We start from the raw sequence: 17,150 nt of genomic DNA, 5'->3' as shown, positions 1-17,150 counted from the left end.
CCGGCCGACCTGATCTGGCCGCAACAACCAAGGGCTTCCGGGTTCCCAGGAGACGCCCCGAACGTCGCGCGCCAAGCGAGACGCTTCGCCGCTCTTGCGCGCGCGGCAATGTATTTTTAGGATCAGCCCGTTGTAAATGCCTGCCCCAGCGCGCTGGAGGTATGTAATGATGCGACATGGGTCCGTTTTGGAGCATCGTCTCGCGGCGATCACCCGGATTGCCATTCGACCGTACGGTGAATGCGAAGGCAGGGGTGATGCAACCAAAGGTCCGTCCGCTGCGCGTTGGCTTCATTCTGACCAAGAATTTCACGCTGACTGCGTTGGCCAGCTTCGTGGACGTGCTGCGTCTCGCCGCCGACGAGGGCGACAACAGTCGGCCGATCCGCTGCCAGTGGCACATCATGGCCGACACCGACGAGCCGATCCGTTCGAGTTGCGGTCTGCTGATGTATCCGAATTCCCGGTTCCTCGATCCGCGCGAGCTCGACTATGTCGTCGTCGTGGGTGGCCTGCTGCATCAGGGCCCGCAGATCGATGACAAGATCAAGCGCTATCTGCTGGAGGCTGCGAACACCAAGGTCGATCTGATCGGCGTCTGCACCGGCAGTTTTGTGCTGTGGCGTCTCGGCCTTCTCAACCAGAAAAAGTGCTGCATCAGCTGGTACCACTATCGCGATTTCCTAGAGGAATTCGGCGAGACACTCCCGGTGGCCGACCAGCTCTTCGTCATCGACGGCAACCGCATCACCTGTTCGGGCGGCATGGGCGTTGCCTACCTCGCCGCCCATATCGTGGAACAACGCATGGGCCTGTCGAGCGCGCAGAAAGCGCTCCACATCATGCTGATCGATCGCATGAAACCCGGGTCGTCGGCTCAATCGGCGCCGCCGACCGAATTTGCCGAGACCGACGGACGGATCTCGCGCGCACTGTTAATGATGGAGCAGAACCTATCAGCGCCGCTGTCTGTCGCGCGATTGGCCGGCAAGGTCAGTCTGAGCACGCGTCAACTGGAGCGCCTTTTCAAAGAGGAAACCGGACAGTCGCCGCAGGCGACATATCTTCGGCTACGCCTGAAACATGCACGGTGGATGCTGAAGACCGATCTATCGCTGGCCGCGATCGCCGCCGAAACCGGCTTCGTCGACGGTTCGCATCTCAGCAAGGCGTTCAAGGCGGCCTTCAATACCAACCCGTCCGAGGAACGCCGCAGAATAATCGGTCAATCGCACGGGCAAGATGCCGGCGAAGGTCGGCGTATATTCAGTCTGGCTTAGGCGGCACTTGTTATGGTCATGCACTCCGACGACCTGATCATTCGCCCGGCTGAGCCGGCAGACCGGACAGATATCTGGTCGGTCATCGAGCCGACCATCCGTGCAGGCACGACCTACGCCCTGGACCCCCTGATGACGAAGGACGATGCTTTGTCCTACTGGCACGGTCCAGATAAACGAACCTTCGTTGCCGTGCGCCAAGGCCAGATCGTGGGATCCTATTATCTCCGTGCCAACCAGGACGGTGGTGGCAGCCACGTGGCCAATTGCGGCTACATGACGCTGGCGAGCGCGCAAGGCGGCGGTGTGGCGCGCAAGATGTGCCTACACTCGCTCGACTATGCCAGAAGTTCCGGATTTCGCGCGATGCAATTCAACTGTGTCGTGAGCAACAACACGCGCGCGGTGAAACTCTGGACCACGCTCGGCTTCGCGATCGTCGGACGGTTGCCTGAGGCTTTTCGGCTTCCGACTGGCGAATATGTTGATGCGCTCGTGATGTTTCGCAAGCTTGACACTCGATGACGGCGCGGGAAAAGCCTATTGCTTCCAACGACCCATTGATTTCACTGCGATTTTCATATGGCTGGCGGAGAGGGGGGATTCGAACCCCCGATGGGCTTGCACCCATGCCGCATTTCGAGTGCGGTACAATCAACCACTCTGCCACCTCTCCAAGGCGCCAAGACCCACGGTCGCCCGCAGGTGGTTGGCGGTGTTCTAGGCGAGGATGACTCGGCAGACAAGTCGCCCAAACGGGAATTTCCGCGATCTTTGCAGATGCCCGGTGAAGTCACCAATGGCAGAGACTTCGCGCGATCCGGGTAACTAGAGCGATAGTAAAGTGCCCTTCGCCAGACGCGCTGTTTGCCGGCGTCGCACATAAGTCACCGATTTTATTACGGTTTCAGCGAGGCTATCAGCCTGCGCAAGCAGCTTCGGCCTACTCCTGCGCCTCCTCGTTCGTTGCGCCCAAGCCGTGATCGCCATAGGGCACGATGGCTTCCCCCTCGAGCGAGGTCACAACCATGCTTCTCACTGCCCGCGCCTGCGCGGTGTCACTGGCCCTGCTGGCGCCGCTTGCTGTTGCCGCACCGGCCGCAGCCGAATCTTTCGCGGTAGATCCCGCAATTCCCTCTTATGCCCCGGACAACGCCAAGCCTGTGGCCGGCGCAGCCTATCTGACATCAGACGGGGCGATCCGGATCGGCGGTGCCGTGCACGCCAAATTCGTCGTAGAACGCGCCAACGCGCTGTATGCGCAAACCCATCCCGCCGCCAAGCTGGTCGACGTCTCCGCCGGCGCGGAAACCGCGATTCCCAACCTGACCTATAATCGCATCCTGGTCGGATCGATGGGGCGTCCGATCAAGCTGCTGGAAGCCGCCGGCTTCAAGAGCGCATTCGGCGCGGAACCGATCGAGATCAGGGTCGCGCATGCCGCCAACGATACCTCGCAGCATCTTGCCACCTCGCTGGCGGTTTATGTCCATCGCGACAATCCGATCACGCAGCTGACCACGAAGCAGGTCGCGCAGATCCTCACCATCGGCAATGACGGCGGCGACTTCTCGCGTTGGGGCCAGCTCGGCCTCAAGGGCGACTGGACCAAGCGCCTGATCCATCCGCTCGGCACGCCGCAATATAGTGGCTTCGGCACGTGGATGCTGGCCAACCGGCTCGATGGCAAGCCCTACAGCACCCGCTATGAGGAATATTCCTCGACCGACGAATTGCTGAAGCGGCTGGAGAGCGAGCCCGGTGGCATCACCGTCGCCGCGATTGGGCGCGAGACCGACAGGATCAAGCAGGTCGCAGTCGCCGAGACGCCGGGAGGTCCTTTCATTAAGGGCACGCCGACAGAGATCCAGGTCAATAAGTATCCCTATAGCCGCTACCTGTATTTCTACGCGCGCCGCGAAGCGGACGGCAAGATCGACCCGGTCGCTGCCGACTATCTGAAACTGCTGCTCTCGAAGGAGGGGCAGGACATTTTCGCCGCACAGGCCAACGGCTATATCCCGCTCAATGCCGCCGACGCGGCCATCGAACGCGCAAAGCTCGACCAATGAAAAACACGCTCTCGCTCCTGGCCCTGCTGATCGGCCTCTCAGACGCTCATGCGCAGAACATCAAACCACAGCCGGCCACCGCTCCCAAGGATGCCAGCTATCTGTTGCCAGACGGCCGCATCGCGCTGCATGGCGATGATGCGCTGGCGCCGGTGATCGACGCGCTGAACGCGAAATTCGCGGAGAGCCATCCCGGCCTCAAGTTCGCGCCCGCACTGAAGGGCTCCGCGACGGCGCTGCCCGCACTGGCGGCCGGTGCGACGGCAATCGGTTTCGTCGTCGGCGAAGCGACGCGTCCCGATGTGCGCGCGTTCAAGGCCATCAACAAGCACGATCCGCTCAGCATCAGGATCGGCTATGCCGGCCATGGCCCACGCGCCGGCGGCAAGGCGCCGCCTGCGGTCTATGTGAACAGCGCCAATCCGCTGCAGGGCCTGACGATGGCGCAGCTCGCTGGCCTGTTCACCTCGGGCTCGCCCGGCGGCGATATCAATACCTGGAGCCAGCTCGGCGTGACCGGCGCCTGGGCCACCCGGCGCATCCATCTCTACGGCCAGCGCGATGACGGCGACTTCTCGACCAGCCTGCGGCTAGCGCGTCTCGGGGGCATGCCGTTTGCGGGACATTACGAGCCGCTCGCGGACGATGCCGCCGTGCTGCTGGCGGTGGCGCAGGATCCCTACGGCATCGCCATCGTCGACTGGCTTGAGCTGAAGCAATCGTCGAACGCTGTCCGCATCGTTCCGCTGGCCGCGGAGACCGGCAAACCGTTCGTGGCACCGGACAAGGCCGGCGTCGCAAACGGCGCCTATCCACTGACGCCCGCGATCACGCTTTACATCGCCCATCCGCCGAAAGGGCCGATCGAGTCCTTCATCAAGGACTATCTGACGATGGCGCTGTCGGACGAAGGCCAGGCGATCATCGCGCGCTTCGTTGACAGCGAGACGGGATTTCTGCCGCTGTCGCAGGACGATCTGCTCGTCGAACGCGAGAAGCTGAAGGATTAATAGGGCAACTAAACTATCGTTCCGGGCGCGAGCGCATCCAAGCGCACGAGAACCTCAGCCACTCCAATTGGAGTGACTGGGAATCCGGACCGGCTCAGCCATATCGAGATTCCGGGTTCGCGTATCGCTTGCACGCTACGCGCCCCGGAATGATGAGCGTAGCTCAATCCTTTTCTTTCTTATCGTCCTTGGCCTTGTCTTTCTTCGTTTCTTTCTTGCGGTTGGTGAAGCGGGCATTGCCCAGCCCCGTTCCGATCGTCAGCACGCCCCATCGTTCGAAGTCCTGCATGAAAGGGACTTCACTGAGGCCTTGGACAACGCCGTCATTGTGCATGAGCACCGCAGTATCGTGATCCCCGATTGTGGGAATGCCTTCGGCGAGCAAGGCCGGCAGGTTGAACTTGCTGCTTTCCCAATTACCCGGAAGATTCTGCGCTCCCTTCGCGATGGTGCCGTCTTCGTTGATCACCCCCGGGCACGAGATGCCGATGAACGGCGCCAGCTTGAGGCCTTCCTTGTCGGCGGCGGAGATCAGATCCTTCAGCATCTTCACCAGCCGTTTGATGGCGCCTTCACGCGTCGGCTCGTCATCGGCATGTCTCCAGAGATCAGATTTCCACACCGAGGCCTTGGACAGATCCTTCGATTTCTTCCATGCGGTTTCGACCACACCGCAACGGATGTTGGAGCCGCCGATGTCGACCGCAAGAATGCTGTCGTAACCTTCGAAAATCCACGACGGCGCCAGATGCAGGCAACCGATCAGGCCGGCTTCATCTGGATGAAAACGGATAGGCACCAACGCAACCTTGAGATCCTCGGCCTTGAGAATAATGTCCGTGCGCGCAATAACAAGTTCCCCGACACGGCTCTGGCGGAAACCGCCGCCGACCACGATGCATTCCGTATCTGCCCAGGCCTTCGTCTTGAAGAAGCGCTGCGTGACATAAGCCAGCTCCCGCGCGAATTCTTCGATCGCACCATGAACGAGTGCAGCCGCGGCCACATCGTCGCCAAGCAGGATTTCGTCAAGGCTGGATTTACTGATCTCGTTGGCAGCCTTTTTGCCGAGCGGATCGTCGCCGTTTTTCTTCAATGGCTTTCTGAGATCATCCAGTATGCGCTGAAACGCGCCCTTGCTGGCGCGGTCACCGAGAAAGCCGTTGTCGTCCTTCAGCTCGATGTTGAACGTGTCCACGTCAACGGATGGCAGCCGCTTGGCACCGTGATTGCCGATGCCGACGGTCGTCATTGTGTCTTCAGCCATATTGCCCCTACCAGACTAGAACCGCACGACAATGCGCAGGGAGCCGGTTTGTTTCATGGCCCCCGCAGGACGATCGTACCGCTCACCTGTTGCGTCGGTCCTGCGAGCCGGTTTTCGACCGATGGCCGGTAGAACATCCTTAACTAACCAACAGGGCAGCAACCCAAGCCACTACCTTTCTGCGATCGACCTAACAGTAAATTTATCAGCTCAGGTAATTATCTCCGCATTCATTCGGGTGCGTATTCATGCTGAAGTCATTCCTCGGGCTATCGTTCCTCAAGCTAACTAATCGTTTTTGCGGCGACCGGCGCGGCAATGTCGCGATCATATTCGCGATCACATGCATCCCCCTTATTTCCATGGTTGGCGCCGCGGTCGACTATACGCGCGCACTACAGATCAGATCTCAACTGCAAGCCGCCCTTGATACTGCCAGCGTCGGCTCCATCGTGCAGAAGTCTGCTGCATTCATTACCGCAGGTTCGATGGCGGCGGATGGCCCCGTCCCCGGGGGCGACGTCGACGCAATCAATATTTTCAAGGGCAACACATCAGGCAGGACCGGCTTCACGCTGACCAGCACGACAGCGACCGTCAATCGCGCCAACGGCGTCGTGACGGCCACTATGCAATTCTCGGCGGATGTGCCGACCAGTCTCACATCCGTCATGGGCTTTTCCAAGATGACCGTCACCGGCAGTTCTGTCGCGACGGCGACGATGCCGAATTATATCGATTTCTACCTGCTGCTCGACAATTCGCCATCCATGGGCGTCGGCGCAACACCGGCCGACGTGGCCATGATGGTCAAGAACACGTCGGACAGCTGCGCCTTCGCCTGCCACGACCTCAACAATACCAACAACTACTACAAACTCGCCAAGACACTTGGTGTGACCACGCGCATCGACGTGCTGCGGACGGCCACCCAGAAGTTGATGGATACCGCGGCCAGCACACAGACCTATTCCAACCAGTTCCGCATGGCGATCTACGACTTCGGCGCTGCCGCCTCGACGTCCGGTTTGAGAGCCCTGTTCGCATTGTCGTCCAGCCTCTCGAATGCAAAGACAGCGGCCGGAAACATCGACTTGATGACGGTGAACGGCCAGAACGACAACAACGATCAGGACACCGGCTACAGCGCCATATTCCCGGCGATCAACACCGCCATCAGTGCCCCGGGAGCCGGTACAGCCAATGCACCGCTCAAATATCTCTTCTTCGTATCCGACGGCGTGGCCGACGAATACAATCCAAGCAACTGCCTGAAGCCGACCACTGGTGGACGATGCCAGTCGCCGATCAATCCGGCGCTTTGCACCACGTTGAAGAATCGCGGCATCAAGATTGCCGTGCTCTATACGACCTACCTCGCACTCCCGACCAACGCTTGGTACAATAGCTGGATCGCGCCATTCAACGCTGGGCCTTACGGACCCTCGCCCAACAGCCAGATCGCCAGCAATATGCAGAGCTGTGCTTCGCCGGGCTTCTATTTTGAGGTCAGCCCTACCCAGGGCATCTCGGAAGCGATGACTGCGCTGTTTCAGCGTGCCGTCGCCGATGCGCGCGTGAGCCGCTAACCGGCGCAACGCGCGGGCAAGTCGGCCAGCGCCGCGATATCGATTGCGCTATCCATCTTCAAGATCATGCAGGACACTGCAGCGTGGCGAATCCTCATTTGCTCGCGCTCTCCTTCAGGCTTTCCAGCAGCAATTGCGCCGGCCGACTGAGGCCCTTGTCGCGTACGGCGACGACGAATTGCCGTTTCGCCCAATCATTACTGAGCGGAATGACTTTCAGCCGCAGAGTCTGCTGGATGGTGGAAGCTTCTTCCTGCGGGATGATCGCGACAGCCAGTTGCGCGGCGACGATGCGATAGGCGGCGTCCACCGTGGAGACCTGAATGCGGTAGCGCATCTGCTTGCCGGCCGCAGCCGCCACGCTCCGTTGCATCGTCTGCATGATGCTGCGCGTGACGATGTCGACATGCTCGAAGTCGATCGTGTCCTCGAACGACACTGACGTGTGCTTGCCCAGCGGATGATCGGGATGGACGACCACGGCGAGATGATCGCGGTGATAGGGAAACGTCCTAAGGCCGCGCAGGTCGACGGCATCCCAGCACACGCCGATATCGGCGCGCCCTTCCTCGACGCCGCGGACGACCTCCCAGATCTCGCGCTCTTCCAGACTGACGCGCACATCGCGATAGCGCTTGGCGAACAGACTGATGTCTTCCGGCAGCACCTGCGCCACCGCCGACTTCGAGGCGAACACCCGCACATGGCCCTGCACGCCATCGGCGAACGCGCCGAGTTCGGCCTGCATCCGGTCGAGCAATTGCAACGACTCCCGTGCATAGCGACACAGCGCTTCACCGGCCGCCGTCACCGTGACGCCGCGGCGACCGCGTTCGAGTAACTGCACGCCGGCTTCCTGCTCCATCTGGCTGATGCGCTTGCTCACCGCGGAGGGCACGATGGCCTCGCGCTTGGCGGCATTGGCGATATTGCGCTCCTCGCAGACGGCGATGAACAGGCGGAGCGAAATTGGATCGAAGCTTTGCATGGAACGTCCGAGATGGCACTAGCCATCTTATCTCGGAACTTCTCTGATGAAAAATGACCATTTCAGAGATGGCTGGGGAAGGCGTATGTCATCTCAAACTGGCCGGAAGTCGGCCTCAAGCATCTCAAGCCTGCCTCAGGAAAGTCACAGGATCCATGCGTATCGTCGACATCCGGGAGCGCACCGCTCCGATCGCCTCCCCCATTGCTAACGCCTTCATCGACTTCAGCAAAATGACATTGAGTCTGGTCGCTGTGGTCACCGACGTGATCCGCGACGGCAAACCCGTGATCGGCTACGGCTTCAATTCCAACGGCCGTTACGGCCAGGGCGGCCTGATCCGCGAGCGCTTTGCACCGCGCATTCTGGAAGCCAAGCCCGACAGCCTGATCGACGCCTCCGGCGACAATATCGACCCGCACCAGGTGTGGGCCACCATGTTCACCAATGAGAAGCCGGGGGGCCATGGCGAGCGTTCGGTCGCTATCGGCACCATCGACATGGCGGTGTGGGATGCGGTCGCCAAGATCGCCGGCAAGCCGCTGTTTCGTCTGCTCGCGGAGCGTTACGAAACCACGGCCGACCCAAAGGTCTTCGTCTATGCCGCCGGCGGCTACTACTATCCGGGCAAGGGCCTCGAAGGCCTAGCGTCGGAGATGAAGGGCTATCTCGATCGGGGCTACAATGTCGTGAAGATGAAGATCGGCGGCGCGCCGCTGGCCGACGACTGCAAGCGCATTGAACATGTGCTGAAACTGCTTCCAGCAGGCGCTAAACTCGCTGTCGACGCCAATGGTCGCTTCGATCTGGAGACGGCCGTCGCCTATGCCAAGGCGCTGCGTGAATACGATCTCTTCTGGTACGAGGAAGCTGGTGATCCGCTCGATTACGAGCTGCAGGCAAAGCTCGCCGAGCATTATCCGGGCCCGATGGCGACCGGCGAGAACCTGTTCTCGATGCAGGACGCGCGCAACCTGATCCGTTACGGCGGCATGCGCTCGGACCGTGACTGGCTGCAGTTCGACTGCGCGCTCAGCTACGGCCTCGTCGAATATCTACGCACGCTGGAGATGCTGAAGAGCTACGGCTGGTCGTGGCGCCGCTGCATCCCGCATGGCGGCCACCAGATGTCGCTCAACATCGCGGCCGGCCTCGGCCTCGGCGGCAACGAGTCCTACCCGGACCTGTTCCAGCCCTATGGCGGGTTCCCGGACGGCGTGAAGGTCGTCGATGGTCACATCACCATGCCGGAACTCCCGGGCATCGGCTTCGAGGGCAAGTCCGACCTGATCAAGGAAATGCGCAGCCTGGCGTCATAAGGCAGCCTACCGCTAACGCACTGGCGGAAAACATAAAACGCTGTCATGGCCGGGCTTGACCCGGCCATCCAACTTCAGATAGCCCGACTTCAGAAAGGTGGAGGCCCGGGTCAGGCCCGGGCATGACGACCGAGGGGACGGAGCACCCGGCCCAAAGGCGATACCAAACTAAAAGGTATGCCAGAACAGGCGTCGACCGCGCCGCCAAGACTCTGTTTTTGGCTCGCTTTTCGCCCGTCTTTCCTTGACTCTCCGCCTTCACCCTCTATAAAGCACGCTTCGGCGCAAGCTTTGCTTGGCGCCGATTGTTTTTGCGTGGGGTCGCAACGTCGACCAGAAAACGCAGGAATTCGCGACTTCCTAGAAGTCGCGGTGAACCCTTATCGACTGAACAAGAAGCCGTCCCGGATCTGATCCGAGGATGGGATCGAACACGAAGGAATATAACGATGTTCGCAGTCATCAAAACCGGCGGCCGGCAGTACCGCGTCGTTCCGGATGATGTGCTCGAGATTGGCAAGATCGCCGGCGATGTCGGAACGATCGTGCAGCTTGGTGAAGTACTCGTGCTGGGCGGTGATACGCCTGTGCTCGGCCTGCCCCTCGTGGCTGGCGCGTCGGTTGCGGCCGAAGTGCTCGACCACAAGCGCGGCCCCAAGGTCATCTCTTTCAAGAAGCGCCGCCGCAAGAATTCGAAGCGCAAGCGTGGCTACCGTGACGAGCTCACGATGATCCGCATCACCGAGATCCTGGCCGACGGCAAGGCGCCGACGATCGGACCTCGCCCGAAGCGTGAGAAGCCGGTCGTGACCGCTCCGGTTGATGGCGACGAAGCTCCTGCCAAGAAGGCGCCGGCGAAGAAGGCCGCTGCTCCGAAGGCAGCCGCCGCCAAGCCTGCTGCAGCCAAGAAGCCGGCTGCGAAGAAAAAGCCCGCCGCGGAATAAGCCGCTGCGAAAAGTTGAGAATCTGTGAGACAATTCCTTCAAGGAATTGATCTAGAACTTATCGAGATTGGAGACGGGCTATGGCTCATAAAAAAGCAGGCGGTTCATCGCGCAACGGTCGCGATTCAGCTGGCAAGCGCCTCGGCGTAAAGGCGTTCGGCGGCGAACGCGTGATTCCCGGTAACATCATTGCGCGTCAGCGCGGCACCACCTGGCACCCCGGCCTTAATGTCGGCATGGGCACGGACCATACCCTGTTCGCCAAGGTCGAAGGCCACGTGGAGTTTCGCGCCAAATCGAACGGCCGCACCTTCGTATCGGTACTCCCGATTACTGAAGCCGCGGCCGAATAAACGGTGGACACATTGGAGTCCGCCGGGTCCTGTTGAACCGGCGGAGCGCCAGAATTGGGCTCCAGAGGGGAGGCGGGAAACCGGCCTCCCCTTTTCGTTTGGTGCGTCGCTTCGGGGCGCACACAGGAGCCCGAGATGCTGCAGGATATTCCGACCCCTACGTTGAGAGAAACCAGAGGCTGCGTCCTCGAGACCGAACGGCTGGCCTTGCGCAAGCCGACACTCGCGGACGTAAAAGCCATCGCGCATCTCGCCAATGATCGCCGCATCGCCGAGATGACACGTCGTCTGCCGTTTCCCTATCAGCACGATCACGCGGTCGATTTCGTCAATTCGCTGAGCGAGACCGCTAGCGACAGCGTGTTCCTGATCGAACTCGATCGTCGCCCCATCGGCATGGTCGGGATCGACTGGCGTGAGGTCGAATCACCGGAGCTCGGCTACTGGCTCGGCGTCGATCACTGGGGTCAGGGTTTTGCGACCGAGGCCGCGCGTGCTGCGATCGATTACGCCTTTGACGAGTTCGACATCGATCACCTGATCTCGGGTGCGCGCGTCGCCAATCCGTCGTCGCGCAACATCCTGGAGAAGTGCGGCTTCCAGTGGAGCGGCGTTCAGCTCCACCGCTTCGAAGCCATCGGCTCATCGACGCCGGTGGATTGCTTCAAGCTGACAAGGGGCGTGTGGAGTTCGCTGAAGAACTGGGGAACGTCGACGCGGCGGTGAGTGCTTTGCACATCGCTTGAACCAAACTCCGTCATGGCCGGGCCTGACCCGGCCATCCACCTTCAGCGGCAAAGATGGATGCCCGGGTCAAGCCCGGGCATGACGTGGGGAGAGCCGCGTTGAACGCGACTACACCGCCGGCGGCACCTCATCCGCGATCTTTCCTAGCTGCTGCTCGCGCAGGAAGATGTAGAGCCCTGCCGCGATGATGACTGCCGCGCCGATCAGCGTGGCCCATGACGGCAATTCGCCGAACACGAGATAGCCGAAGATCACCGCCCAGATGATCATCGAATACTGATACGGCACCACCGTGCTGGCTGGCGCCAGCTTCAGCGAACGATTGACACAGAGCAGCGCGCAGACCGAGACAACGCCCGCCAGAAAAAACAGACCGAGATCGCGCAGATTGGGCGTCACCCATCCGAATGTCGTGAAGACCGCGCCGAAAGTAAACGTGCCGATAAACTGCGTCGTCGCCAGCACGACGTCCGGCGCGGAACGCAGCGAGCGGGTGATCAGCATCAGCGCGGCGAAGGACAAGCTACCGCCGAGCGCGATCAGTGCCGGCCATGTCACCGTCTGCGCCGAGGGCTGCAGTGCGATCAGCACGCCGCAGAAGCCGACGAAGATCGCAGTCCAGCGTCGCCAGCCGACGGATTCGCGAAGAAAGATCGCGGAACCCGCGGTGACGAAGATCGGACAGGCGAGATAGTAGGTGATGACATCCGCCAGCGGCAGATAGGCCGCCGCCCAGAAGAACGCCGCGACTTCCAGCGTCGACAGCACCACGCGAATGAGCTGCAGACCTGGTCGGTCGAGTTGCAGGAAGTCCGCACGATGCCGCCAGATCGACGGCGCCAGCAGCGCCAGCGCTGCGCAGGCGCGCAGGAGCATCAATTGCCCGACCGAATAGGTGCCGACCAGGAATTTGCCGATCGCATCGCCGCAGGAGAACATGCTGATGCCCAGGAGCATCAGGCCGATACCGGCCAGCCGGGCGGCGCGATTGTCGGCTGCGGTCGAAATGGTCGCAAACATGCCTATATGAGCCTTTAGGTAAGCTTCTGGGTGCGGCTTGGTTAACGGCGCGATGTTGTCGTTTAGGACGCCACCGGATGCGCAGCAAGGCCCGAAAATAAGGGCTTTTCACGATGCGCCGACGATGAAGTGGTTGCCGCGACCACCCCCCTGCGATACGGATACGCTATGAAATTCCTCGATGAAGCCAAGGTTTACATTCGCTCCGGCGACGGCGGAAACGGCTGCGTGGCCTTCCGCCGCGAGAAGTATATCGAATTCGGCGGCCCGTCCGGTGGCAATGGCGGCCGCGGCGGCGATGTCATCATCGAAGTGGTCGACGGCCTCAACACGCTGATCGACTATCGCTACCAGCAGCACTTCAAGGCGCCGCGCGGTGTCAACGGCATGGGCAAGGATCGCCATGGCGCCAATGGCAAGCCGATCACGCTGAAGGTTCCGGTCGGTACGCAAATCATCGACGAAGATCGCGAAACGCTGATCCACGACTTCACCAAGCTCGGCGAGACCTATGTGCTGGCCGAAGGCGGCAATGGCGGCTTCGGCAACGCGCATTTCAAGTCATCGACCAATCGCGCACCGCGCAATGCCAATCCCGGCCAGCCCGGCGAAGAGCGCTGGATCTGGCTGCGGCTGAAACTGATTGCAGATGCGGGCCTCGTCGGCCTACCCAATGCCGGCAAGTCCACATTCCTCTCCAAGGTCAGCGCTGCGCGACCGAAGATCGCCGACTATCCGTTCACCACACTGCATCCGCAGCTCGGGGTCGTCGATGTCGACGCGCGCGAATTCGTGCTGGCCGACATTCCCGGTCTCATCGAGGGCGCGCATGAAGGCGCCGGCCTCGGCGATCGCTTCCTCGGCCATGTCGAGCGTTGCCGCGTGCTGCTGCATCTGATCGATGCGACCTGCGAACATGCGGGCAAGGCCTACAAGACTGTCCGCGCCGAACTCGATGCCTATGAGGGCGACCTTGCCAACAAGGTCGAGATCGTCGCGCTTAACAAGATCGATGCGGTCGAGCCGGACGAGTTGAAGAAGCAGAAAGACCGACTGAAGCGCGCTGCGAAGCAGACGCCGCTGCTGATCTCGGGCGCAACAGGCGAAGGCGTGCCGGAGGCATTGCGTGCGCTCGTTGCAGTGATCGGCGAGGCGCCGGTGTCGGACAAGGCCAAGAGCGCGGCACAGTCTGCCCCATGGGCACCGGCGACGAGCTGATCTGCCTCTGACGTCCGTCCAAGCATCACACGCACTGCCAAAGCCCACATCATGTCGCGCCCCGAGCTAAAGAACTTTCGCCGTATCGTCGTCAAGGTCGGCTCCTCGCTGCTGATCGATTCCGCGGCCGGTGAAGTCAGGGCCAAGTGGCTCGCGGCGCTTGCCGCCGACATCGCCAAGCTGCATGCGGACGGTCGCGACGTGCTGGTGGTCTCGTCCGGCTCGATCGCGCTCGGCCGCAGCCGTCTCAAATTGCCGCGCGGTCCGCTGAAACTCGAAGAGAGCCAGGCCGCCGCTGCCGTCGGACAGATCGCGCTCGCACGCATCTGGTCGGAAGTGCTGGGGCATCACGGCATCGGCGCCGGACAGATTCTCGTGACACTGCAGGACACCGAGGAACGCCGCCGCTATCTAAATGCGCGCTCGACCATCGGCAAGCTCCTAGAATGGCGCGCCGTGCCGGTCATCAACGAGAACGATACGGTGGCGACCAACGAAATCCGCTATGGCGACAATGATCGCCTCGCGGCACGTGTCGCGACCATGGCATCCGCCGACCTGCTGGTGCTGCTGTCGGATATCGACGGTCTCTACACTGCGCCGCCCGGCGCCAATCCCGATGCGAAACTGATTCCTATTGTCGACAGCGTCACCGCCGAGATCGAAGGCATGGCGGGCGCGGCCGAGAGCGAATTGTCGCGCGGTGGCATGTACACCAAGATCGAGGCAGCGAAGATCGCGACCACGGCCGGCACGCACATGATCATCGCGTCCGGTAAGGTCGAGCATCCGCTGCAGAAGATCGCCGATGGCGGCCTCTGCACCTGGTTCCTGACGCCTGCCAATCCCGTCACTGCACGTAAGCGCTGGATTGCGGGATCGCTGGAACCGAAGGGTACGTTGACCATTGATGCAGGTGCTGTTGCTGCACTCCGTGCCGGCAAGAGTTTGCTGCCTGCCGGCGTCATCAAGGTCGAAGGCGATTTCGCACGCGGCGACGCCGTTATCGTGCGTGGACCGGACACGCACGAAATCGGCCGCGGCCTCGTGGCTTATGACGCAGACAATGCCGAGAAGATCAAAGGCCGCTCATCTCCGGACGTGATGATTATTCTTGGCATCAGCGGCCGCGCCGAAATGATCCATCGCGACGATCTCGTGATCTCGGGATCGCGAAGTTAAGCAGCGACAGTTCGCCTGAATGACGTAACGCGCAATCCGTAAACATGGTGCCGGACGCTCGCCATCATTGCGCCACTCCCGCGTACTTCGTTGCGCGCCATACAGTCAGATAACCAATTTTTGGGAGGCCCATTTCATGACCCGACTTTTGATCATTCCGTTCCTGCTGATCGCAACGTCCGCTTTCGCGCAGGGCGGCAACACATCAGCCAATCAGTCGGCCTGCTCACGCGACGTCTCGCGCTTCTGCCGCGCCAAGATGAATGATGGCGACATGGTCGTGCTCAGCTGTCTCAAGGAAAACCGTTCGAAGCTCAGCAAGGCCTGCGCGAAAATTCTCGCCGAGAATAATCAATAGCGCGACTAGCGTTTTCGAGCGAAGTGGGCACGGGCTCGCGTCAAAACAAAAAACTCTAACCGCTGCTGCCGGCCGGCGTCGCGACAGGAAGCACCTCGGTCGCCGCGCGATCAGGCGTATCGTCCTTCCAGCGCACCGAACCAAACGGCCGCTCCAGCATGCGACGCACGCGGACCGGATCCGGCCCGAGATGGAATGCCACTGCGCGCTGATACAATGCGCGTTCGGACTGTGTCGCGCGGTTGCGCTGGCGCAGGAAGTCGAGCCAGGTCGGGCAGTGATAGCGCTCGGTCCACAATTCGGGATCGGCGATATCGCGCGCGATCGACCAGCCATAGGCGCCGTTGCGCTGGCGCGAGAGCTGCACGTCCTGCATCACGCCGTGGAACGCCCGCGCACTCTCCTGATCCACGCGATATTCGATCTCTACCACCAGCGGGCCGCTGCGCGCTGTGAGCTGCAGCTGTACTTCGGGGTCAGCCAGCGTCTCGGCATCCTCATCGCGTGCGCCGGTCGGCGGCATCCGCAAGAACAGACCGAACAGTGGTGACAGAAACATCGACGCGCCGGACACTAGTAGCGCGGCCTCGACGCCGACCATATCGGTGAGATGACCCCAACCCCAGCTGCCAATCGCAATGCCGCCGGCAATCGCCGCCTGGAATGCCGCAAGCGAACGCCCGGCGACCCAGCGCGGTGCGGAGAGCTGCACGCCAATATTGAACAGGGCGACCGCCAGCATCCACACCGACCCCGCCACCACCAGCGCCGCCGCGGTGATCACGGGCTCACTGCTGACCGCAACGACAGCAATCGCGACACCCATAATCAGCGCGCAGGCGCGGATCGCGCCTTCGCCGCTGAGATGCTTGCGGACATGGCCGATATTCATTGCGCCGATCACCGCACCCATGCCGAAGGCGCCGAGCATGATGCCATAGGTCTGCGCGCCGCCATGCAGAAGGTCGCGCGCGACCAGCGGCATCAGTGCCGACACCGAGCCACCGCAGATGCCGGTGATCAGCGTGCGCGTCAGCACGATGCGGATCGACGGCGAATTGGCGATGTAGCGCACGCCGGACACGATGGCGCGGCTCATCCGTTCGCGCGGCAGCCTGGACACATCGACCTTGCGACGCCACAGGAACAGCACCACCAGCAACGGGATGTACAGCACCGCATTGGCCGCGAAGGCTGCGACGGCACCGGCGGCGGCAACCACGATGCCGCCGATCGCCGGGCCGAAACTGCGCGCGATATTGTAGCTGATGCCGTTCAGCGCCACGGCGGATGGCAGTACCTCCGGCGGCACCTGCTCGCCCACTGAGGATTGCCAGGCCGGCCCGAACAGCGCCATGCCGCTGCCGATGATGAAGCAGAAGGCCAGCAAGATGTTCGGCGTGATGTGGCCAGTCCAGTCCAGCATGGTCAGCATGGTGGCGCCGACCAGCGACAGCACCAGCGACACCAGCGACACGACGCGGCGGTCATACATGTCGGCCACGGCGCCTGCGGGCATGGAGATCAGCATGATCGGCAGCATCAAGGCGGTCTGCACCAGCGCCACCTTGTCCGCCGACGCAGTCATCTGGGTCATCGCCCAGGCAGCGCCCACGCTCTGGATCATCAGGCCCAGATTCGACAGCAGGCTGGCGAGCCAGATCCGCCGGAACACCGCAAACCGCAGCGGGGCGGCAATGCCGTCGGAGGGAAGAACCACTGGTTTCGCTGCTTCGGCCATCATAGTCCCGTCGTCTGCTGCAGATAGCGACTGCAGGGCCATGCGGGACCTGATTCCCCGCT

The 17,150-nt window shown here is 61.7% G+C and carries 16 protein-coding genes and 1 tRNA gene; 12 read left to right on the top strand and 5 right to left on the bottom strand.

Going from position 1 to position 17,150, the window contains the following annotated elements:
• Positions 1-176: 176 nt before the first annotated feature.
• Together RSO67_RS18980 and RSO67_RS18975 are read left to right on the top strand one after the other, a co-directional pair.
• The gene (locus RSO67_RS18980; protein ID WP_315840101.1) at positions 177-1,280 is read left to right on the top strand and encodes a GlxA family transcriptional regulator; all 1,104 of its coding nucleotides are present in this window, start codon (positions 177-179) and stop codon (positions 1,278-1,280) included.
• Between the two features lie 33 nt (positions 1,281-1,313).
• Positions 1,314-1,805, top strand: coding sequence for a GNAT family N-acetyltransferase (locus RSO67_RS18975; RefSeq protein WP_315844303.1), 492 nt, complete (start codon positions 1,314-1,316; stop codon positions 1,803-1,805).
• A 62-nt stretch (positions 1,806-1,867) separates the two neighbouring features.
• Here RSO67_RS18975 and RSO67_RS18970 read toward each other — a convergent pair.
• Positions 1,868-1,956 (bottom strand) — tRNA-Ser (locus RSO67_RS18970).
• Between the two features lie 352 nt (positions 1,957-2,308).
• On the opposite strand from RSO67_RS18970, the gene RSO67_RS18965 reads away from it, so the two are divergent.
• Both RSO67_RS18965 and RSO67_RS18960 read left to right on the top strand, forming a co-directional pair.
• Positions 2,309-3,352, top strand: a complete 1,044-nt coding sequence (locus RSO67_RS18965) for a PstS family phosphate ABC transporter substrate-binding protein (RefSeq protein WP_315840100.1) — start codon at positions 2,309-2,311, stop codon at positions 3,350-3,352.
• Positions 3,349-4,362, top strand: coding sequence for a PstS family phosphate ABC transporter substrate-binding protein (locus RSO67_RS18960; RefSeq protein WP_315840099.1), 1,014 nt, complete (start codon positions 3,349-3,351; stop codon positions 4,360-4,362). The genes RSO67_RS18965 and RSO67_RS18960 overlap by 4 nt, the downstream gene beginning before the upstream one ends.
• 163 nt (positions 4,363-4,525) lie before the next feature.
• On the opposite strand, the gene RSO67_RS18955 is transcribed toward RSO67_RS18960, so the two are convergent.
• Complete coding sequence (locus tag RSO67_RS18955; protein ID WP_315840098.1) at positions 4,526-5,629, bottom strand: ROK family protein; 1,104 nt, start codon at positions 5,627-5,629, stop codon at positions 4,526-4,528.
• 248 nt (positions 5,630-5,877) lie between these two features.
• Between RSO67_RS18955 and RSO67_RS18950 the strand changes: the two genes are divergently transcribed.
• On the top strand, positions 5,878-7,218 hold the full coding sequence (locus RSO67_RS18950; RefSeq protein WP_315840097.1) for a TadE/TadG family type IV pilus assembly protein: 1,341 nt from the start codon (positions 5,878-5,880) through the stop codon (positions 7,216-7,218).
• A gap of 94 nt (positions 7,219-7,312) precedes the next feature.
• Here RSO67_RS18950 and RSO67_RS18945 read toward each other — a convergent pair whose 3' ends face one another.
• The gene (locus RSO67_RS18945) at positions 7,313-8,206 is read right to left on the bottom strand and encodes a LysR family transcriptional regulator (RefSeq protein WP_315840096.1); all 894 of its coding nucleotides are present in this window, start codon (positions 8,204-8,206) and stop codon (positions 7,313-7,315) included.
• A gap of 155 nt (positions 8,207-8,361) precedes the next feature.
• Here RSO67_RS18945 and RSO67_RS18940 point away from each other — a divergent pair, with 155 nt between their 5' ends.
• The 4 genes from RSO67_RS18940 to RSO67_RS18925 all read left to right on the top strand — a co-directional run bounded on the left by RSO67_RS18940 (position 8,362) and on the right by RSO67_RS18925 (position 11,548).
• Complete coding sequence (locus RSO67_RS18940; protein ID WP_315840095.1) at positions 8,362-9,525, top strand: mandelate racemase/muconate lactonizing enzyme family protein; 1,164 nt, start codon at positions 8,362-8,364, stop codon at positions 9,523-9,525.
• A 449-nt stretch (positions 9,526-9,974) separates the two neighbouring features.
• Entirely contained in the window at positions 9,975-10,469 is a 495-nt protein-coding gene (gene rplU / locus RSO67_RS18935) for a 50S ribosomal protein L21 (protein ID WP_089266555.1), read from the top strand.
• A gap of 80 nt (positions 10,470-10,549) precedes the next feature.
• Complete coding sequence (gene rpmA / locus RSO67_RS18930) at positions 10,550-10,822, top strand: 50S ribosomal protein L27 (protein ID WP_068737821.1); 273 nt, start codon at positions 10,550-10,552, stop codon at positions 10,820-10,822.
• A 135-nt stretch (positions 10,823-10,957) separates the two neighbouring features.
• Positions 10,958-11,548, top strand: coding sequence for a GNAT family N-acetyltransferase (locus RSO67_RS18925; RefSeq protein WP_315840094.1), 591 nt, complete (start codon positions 10,958-10,960; stop codon positions 11,546-11,548).
• 129 nt (positions 11,549-11,677) lie between these two features.
• Here the strand turns inward: RSO67_RS18925 and RSO67_RS18920 are convergent, their stop codons facing one another.
• Positions 11,678-12,595 (bottom strand): DMT family transporter, encoded by a 918-nt coding sequence (locus tag RSO67_RS18920; protein WP_315844302.1) that lies wholly within the window; start codon positions 12,593-12,595, stop codon positions 11,678-11,680.
• A gap of 162 nt (positions 12,596-12,757) precedes the next feature.
• On the opposite strand from RSO67_RS18920, the gene obgE reads away from it, so the two are divergent.
• From obgE to RSO67_RS18905, 3 genes are all read left to right on the top strand, one after another.
• Positions 12,758-13,807 carry a GTPase ObgE gene (gene obgE, locus RSO67_RS18915; protein WP_315840093.1) on the top strand — a complete coding sequence of 350 codons (1,050 nt, stop codon included), beginning with the start codon at positions 12,758-12,760 and terminating at the stop codon, positions 13,805-13,807.
• Between the two features lie 51 nt (positions 13,808-13,858).
• Positions 13,859-14,989 carry a glutamate 5-kinase gene (proB, locus tag RSO67_RS18910; RefSeq protein WP_092140564.1) on the top strand — a complete coding sequence of 377 codons (1,131 nt, stop codon included), beginning with the start codon at positions 13,859-13,861 and terminating at the stop codon, positions 14,987-14,989.
• Positions 14,990-15,125: 136 nt separating this feature from the next.
• Positions 15,126-15,347, top strand: a complete 222-nt coding sequence (locus RSO67_RS18905) for a cysteine rich repeat-containing protein (RefSeq protein ID WP_315840092.1) — start codon at positions 15,126-15,128, stop codon at positions 15,345-15,347.
• Between the two features lie 55 nt (positions 15,348-15,402).
• Here the strand turns inward: RSO67_RS18905 and RSO67_RS18900 are convergent, their stop codons facing one another.
• Positions 15,403-17,088 (bottom strand): MFS transporter, encoded by a 1,686-nt coding sequence (locus RSO67_RS18900; RefSeq protein ID WP_315844301.1) that lies wholly within the window; start codon positions 17,086-17,088, stop codon positions 15,403-15,405.
• Between the last annotated feature and the right edge of the window lie 62 nt (positions 17,089-17,150).

The sequence above is a fragment of the Tardiphaga sp. 709 genome, assembly GCF_032401055.1.
GTDB lineage: Bacteria > Pseudomonadota > Alphaproteobacteria > Rhizobiales > Xanthobacteraceae > Tardiphaga.
The sequence above is the reverse complement of the archived record's forward strand: the minus strand, read 5'-3'. Positions and strand labels throughout refer to the sequence as shown.

Excerpts from the sequence above, each read along its gene's own strand:
- RSO67_RS18980 (WP_315840101.1), top strand. The coding sequence starts at position 177 with ATGGGTCCGTTTTGGAGCATCGTCTCGCGGCGATCACCCGGATTGCCA.
- RSO67_RS18965 (WP_315840100.1), top strand. The coding sequence starts at position 2,309 with ATGCTTCTCACTGCCCGCGCCTGCGCGGTGTCACTGGCCCTGCTGGCG.
- RSO67_RS18960 (WP_315840099.1), top strand. The coding sequence starts at position 3,349 with ATGAAAAACACGCTCTCGCTCCTGGCCCTGCTGATCGGCCTCTCAGAC.
- RSO67_RS18955 (WP_315840098.1), bottom strand. The coding sequence starts at position 5,629 with ATGGCTGAAGACACAATGACGACCGTCGGCATCGGCAATCACGGTGCC.
- RSO67_RS18950 (WP_315840097.1), top strand. The coding sequence starts at position 5,878 with ATGCTGAAGTCATTCCTCGGGCTATCGTTCCTCAAGCTAACTAATCGT.
- RSO67_RS18945 (WP_315840096.1), bottom strand. The coding sequence starts at position 8,206 with ATGCAAAGCTTCGATCCAATTTCGCTCCGCCTGTTCATCGCCGTCTGC.
- RSO67_RS18940 (WP_315840095.1), top strand. The coding sequence starts at position 8,362 with ATGCGTATCGTCGACATCCGGGAGCGCACCGCTCCGATCGCCTCCCCC.
- rplU (WP_089266555.1), top strand. The coding sequence starts at position 9,975 with ATGTTCGCAGTCATCAAAACCGGCGGCCGGCAGTACCGCGTCGTTCCG.
- rpmA (WP_068737821.1), top strand. The coding sequence starts at position 10,550 with ATGGCTCATAAAAAAGCAGGCGGTTCATCGCGCAACGGTCGCGATTCA.
- RSO67_RS18925 (WP_315840094.1), top strand. The coding sequence starts at position 10,958 with ATGCTGCAGGATATTCCGACCCCTACGTTGAGAGAAACCAGAGGCTGC.
- obgE (WP_315840093.1), top strand. The coding sequence starts at position 12,758 with ATGAAATTCCTCGATGAAGCCAAGGTTTACATTCGCTCCGGCGACGGC.
- proB (WP_092140564.1), top strand. The coding sequence starts at position 13,859 with ATGTCGCGCCCCGAGCTAAAGAACTTTCGCCGTATCGTCGTCAAGGTC.
- RSO67_RS18905 (WP_315840092.1), top strand. The coding sequence starts at position 15,126 with ATGACCCGACTTTTGATCATTCCGTTCCTGCTGATCGCAACGTCCGCT.
- RSO67_RS18900 (WP_315844301.1), bottom strand. The coding sequence starts at position 17,088 with ATGGCCGAAGCAGCGAAACCAGTGGTTCTTCCCTCCGACGGCATTGCC.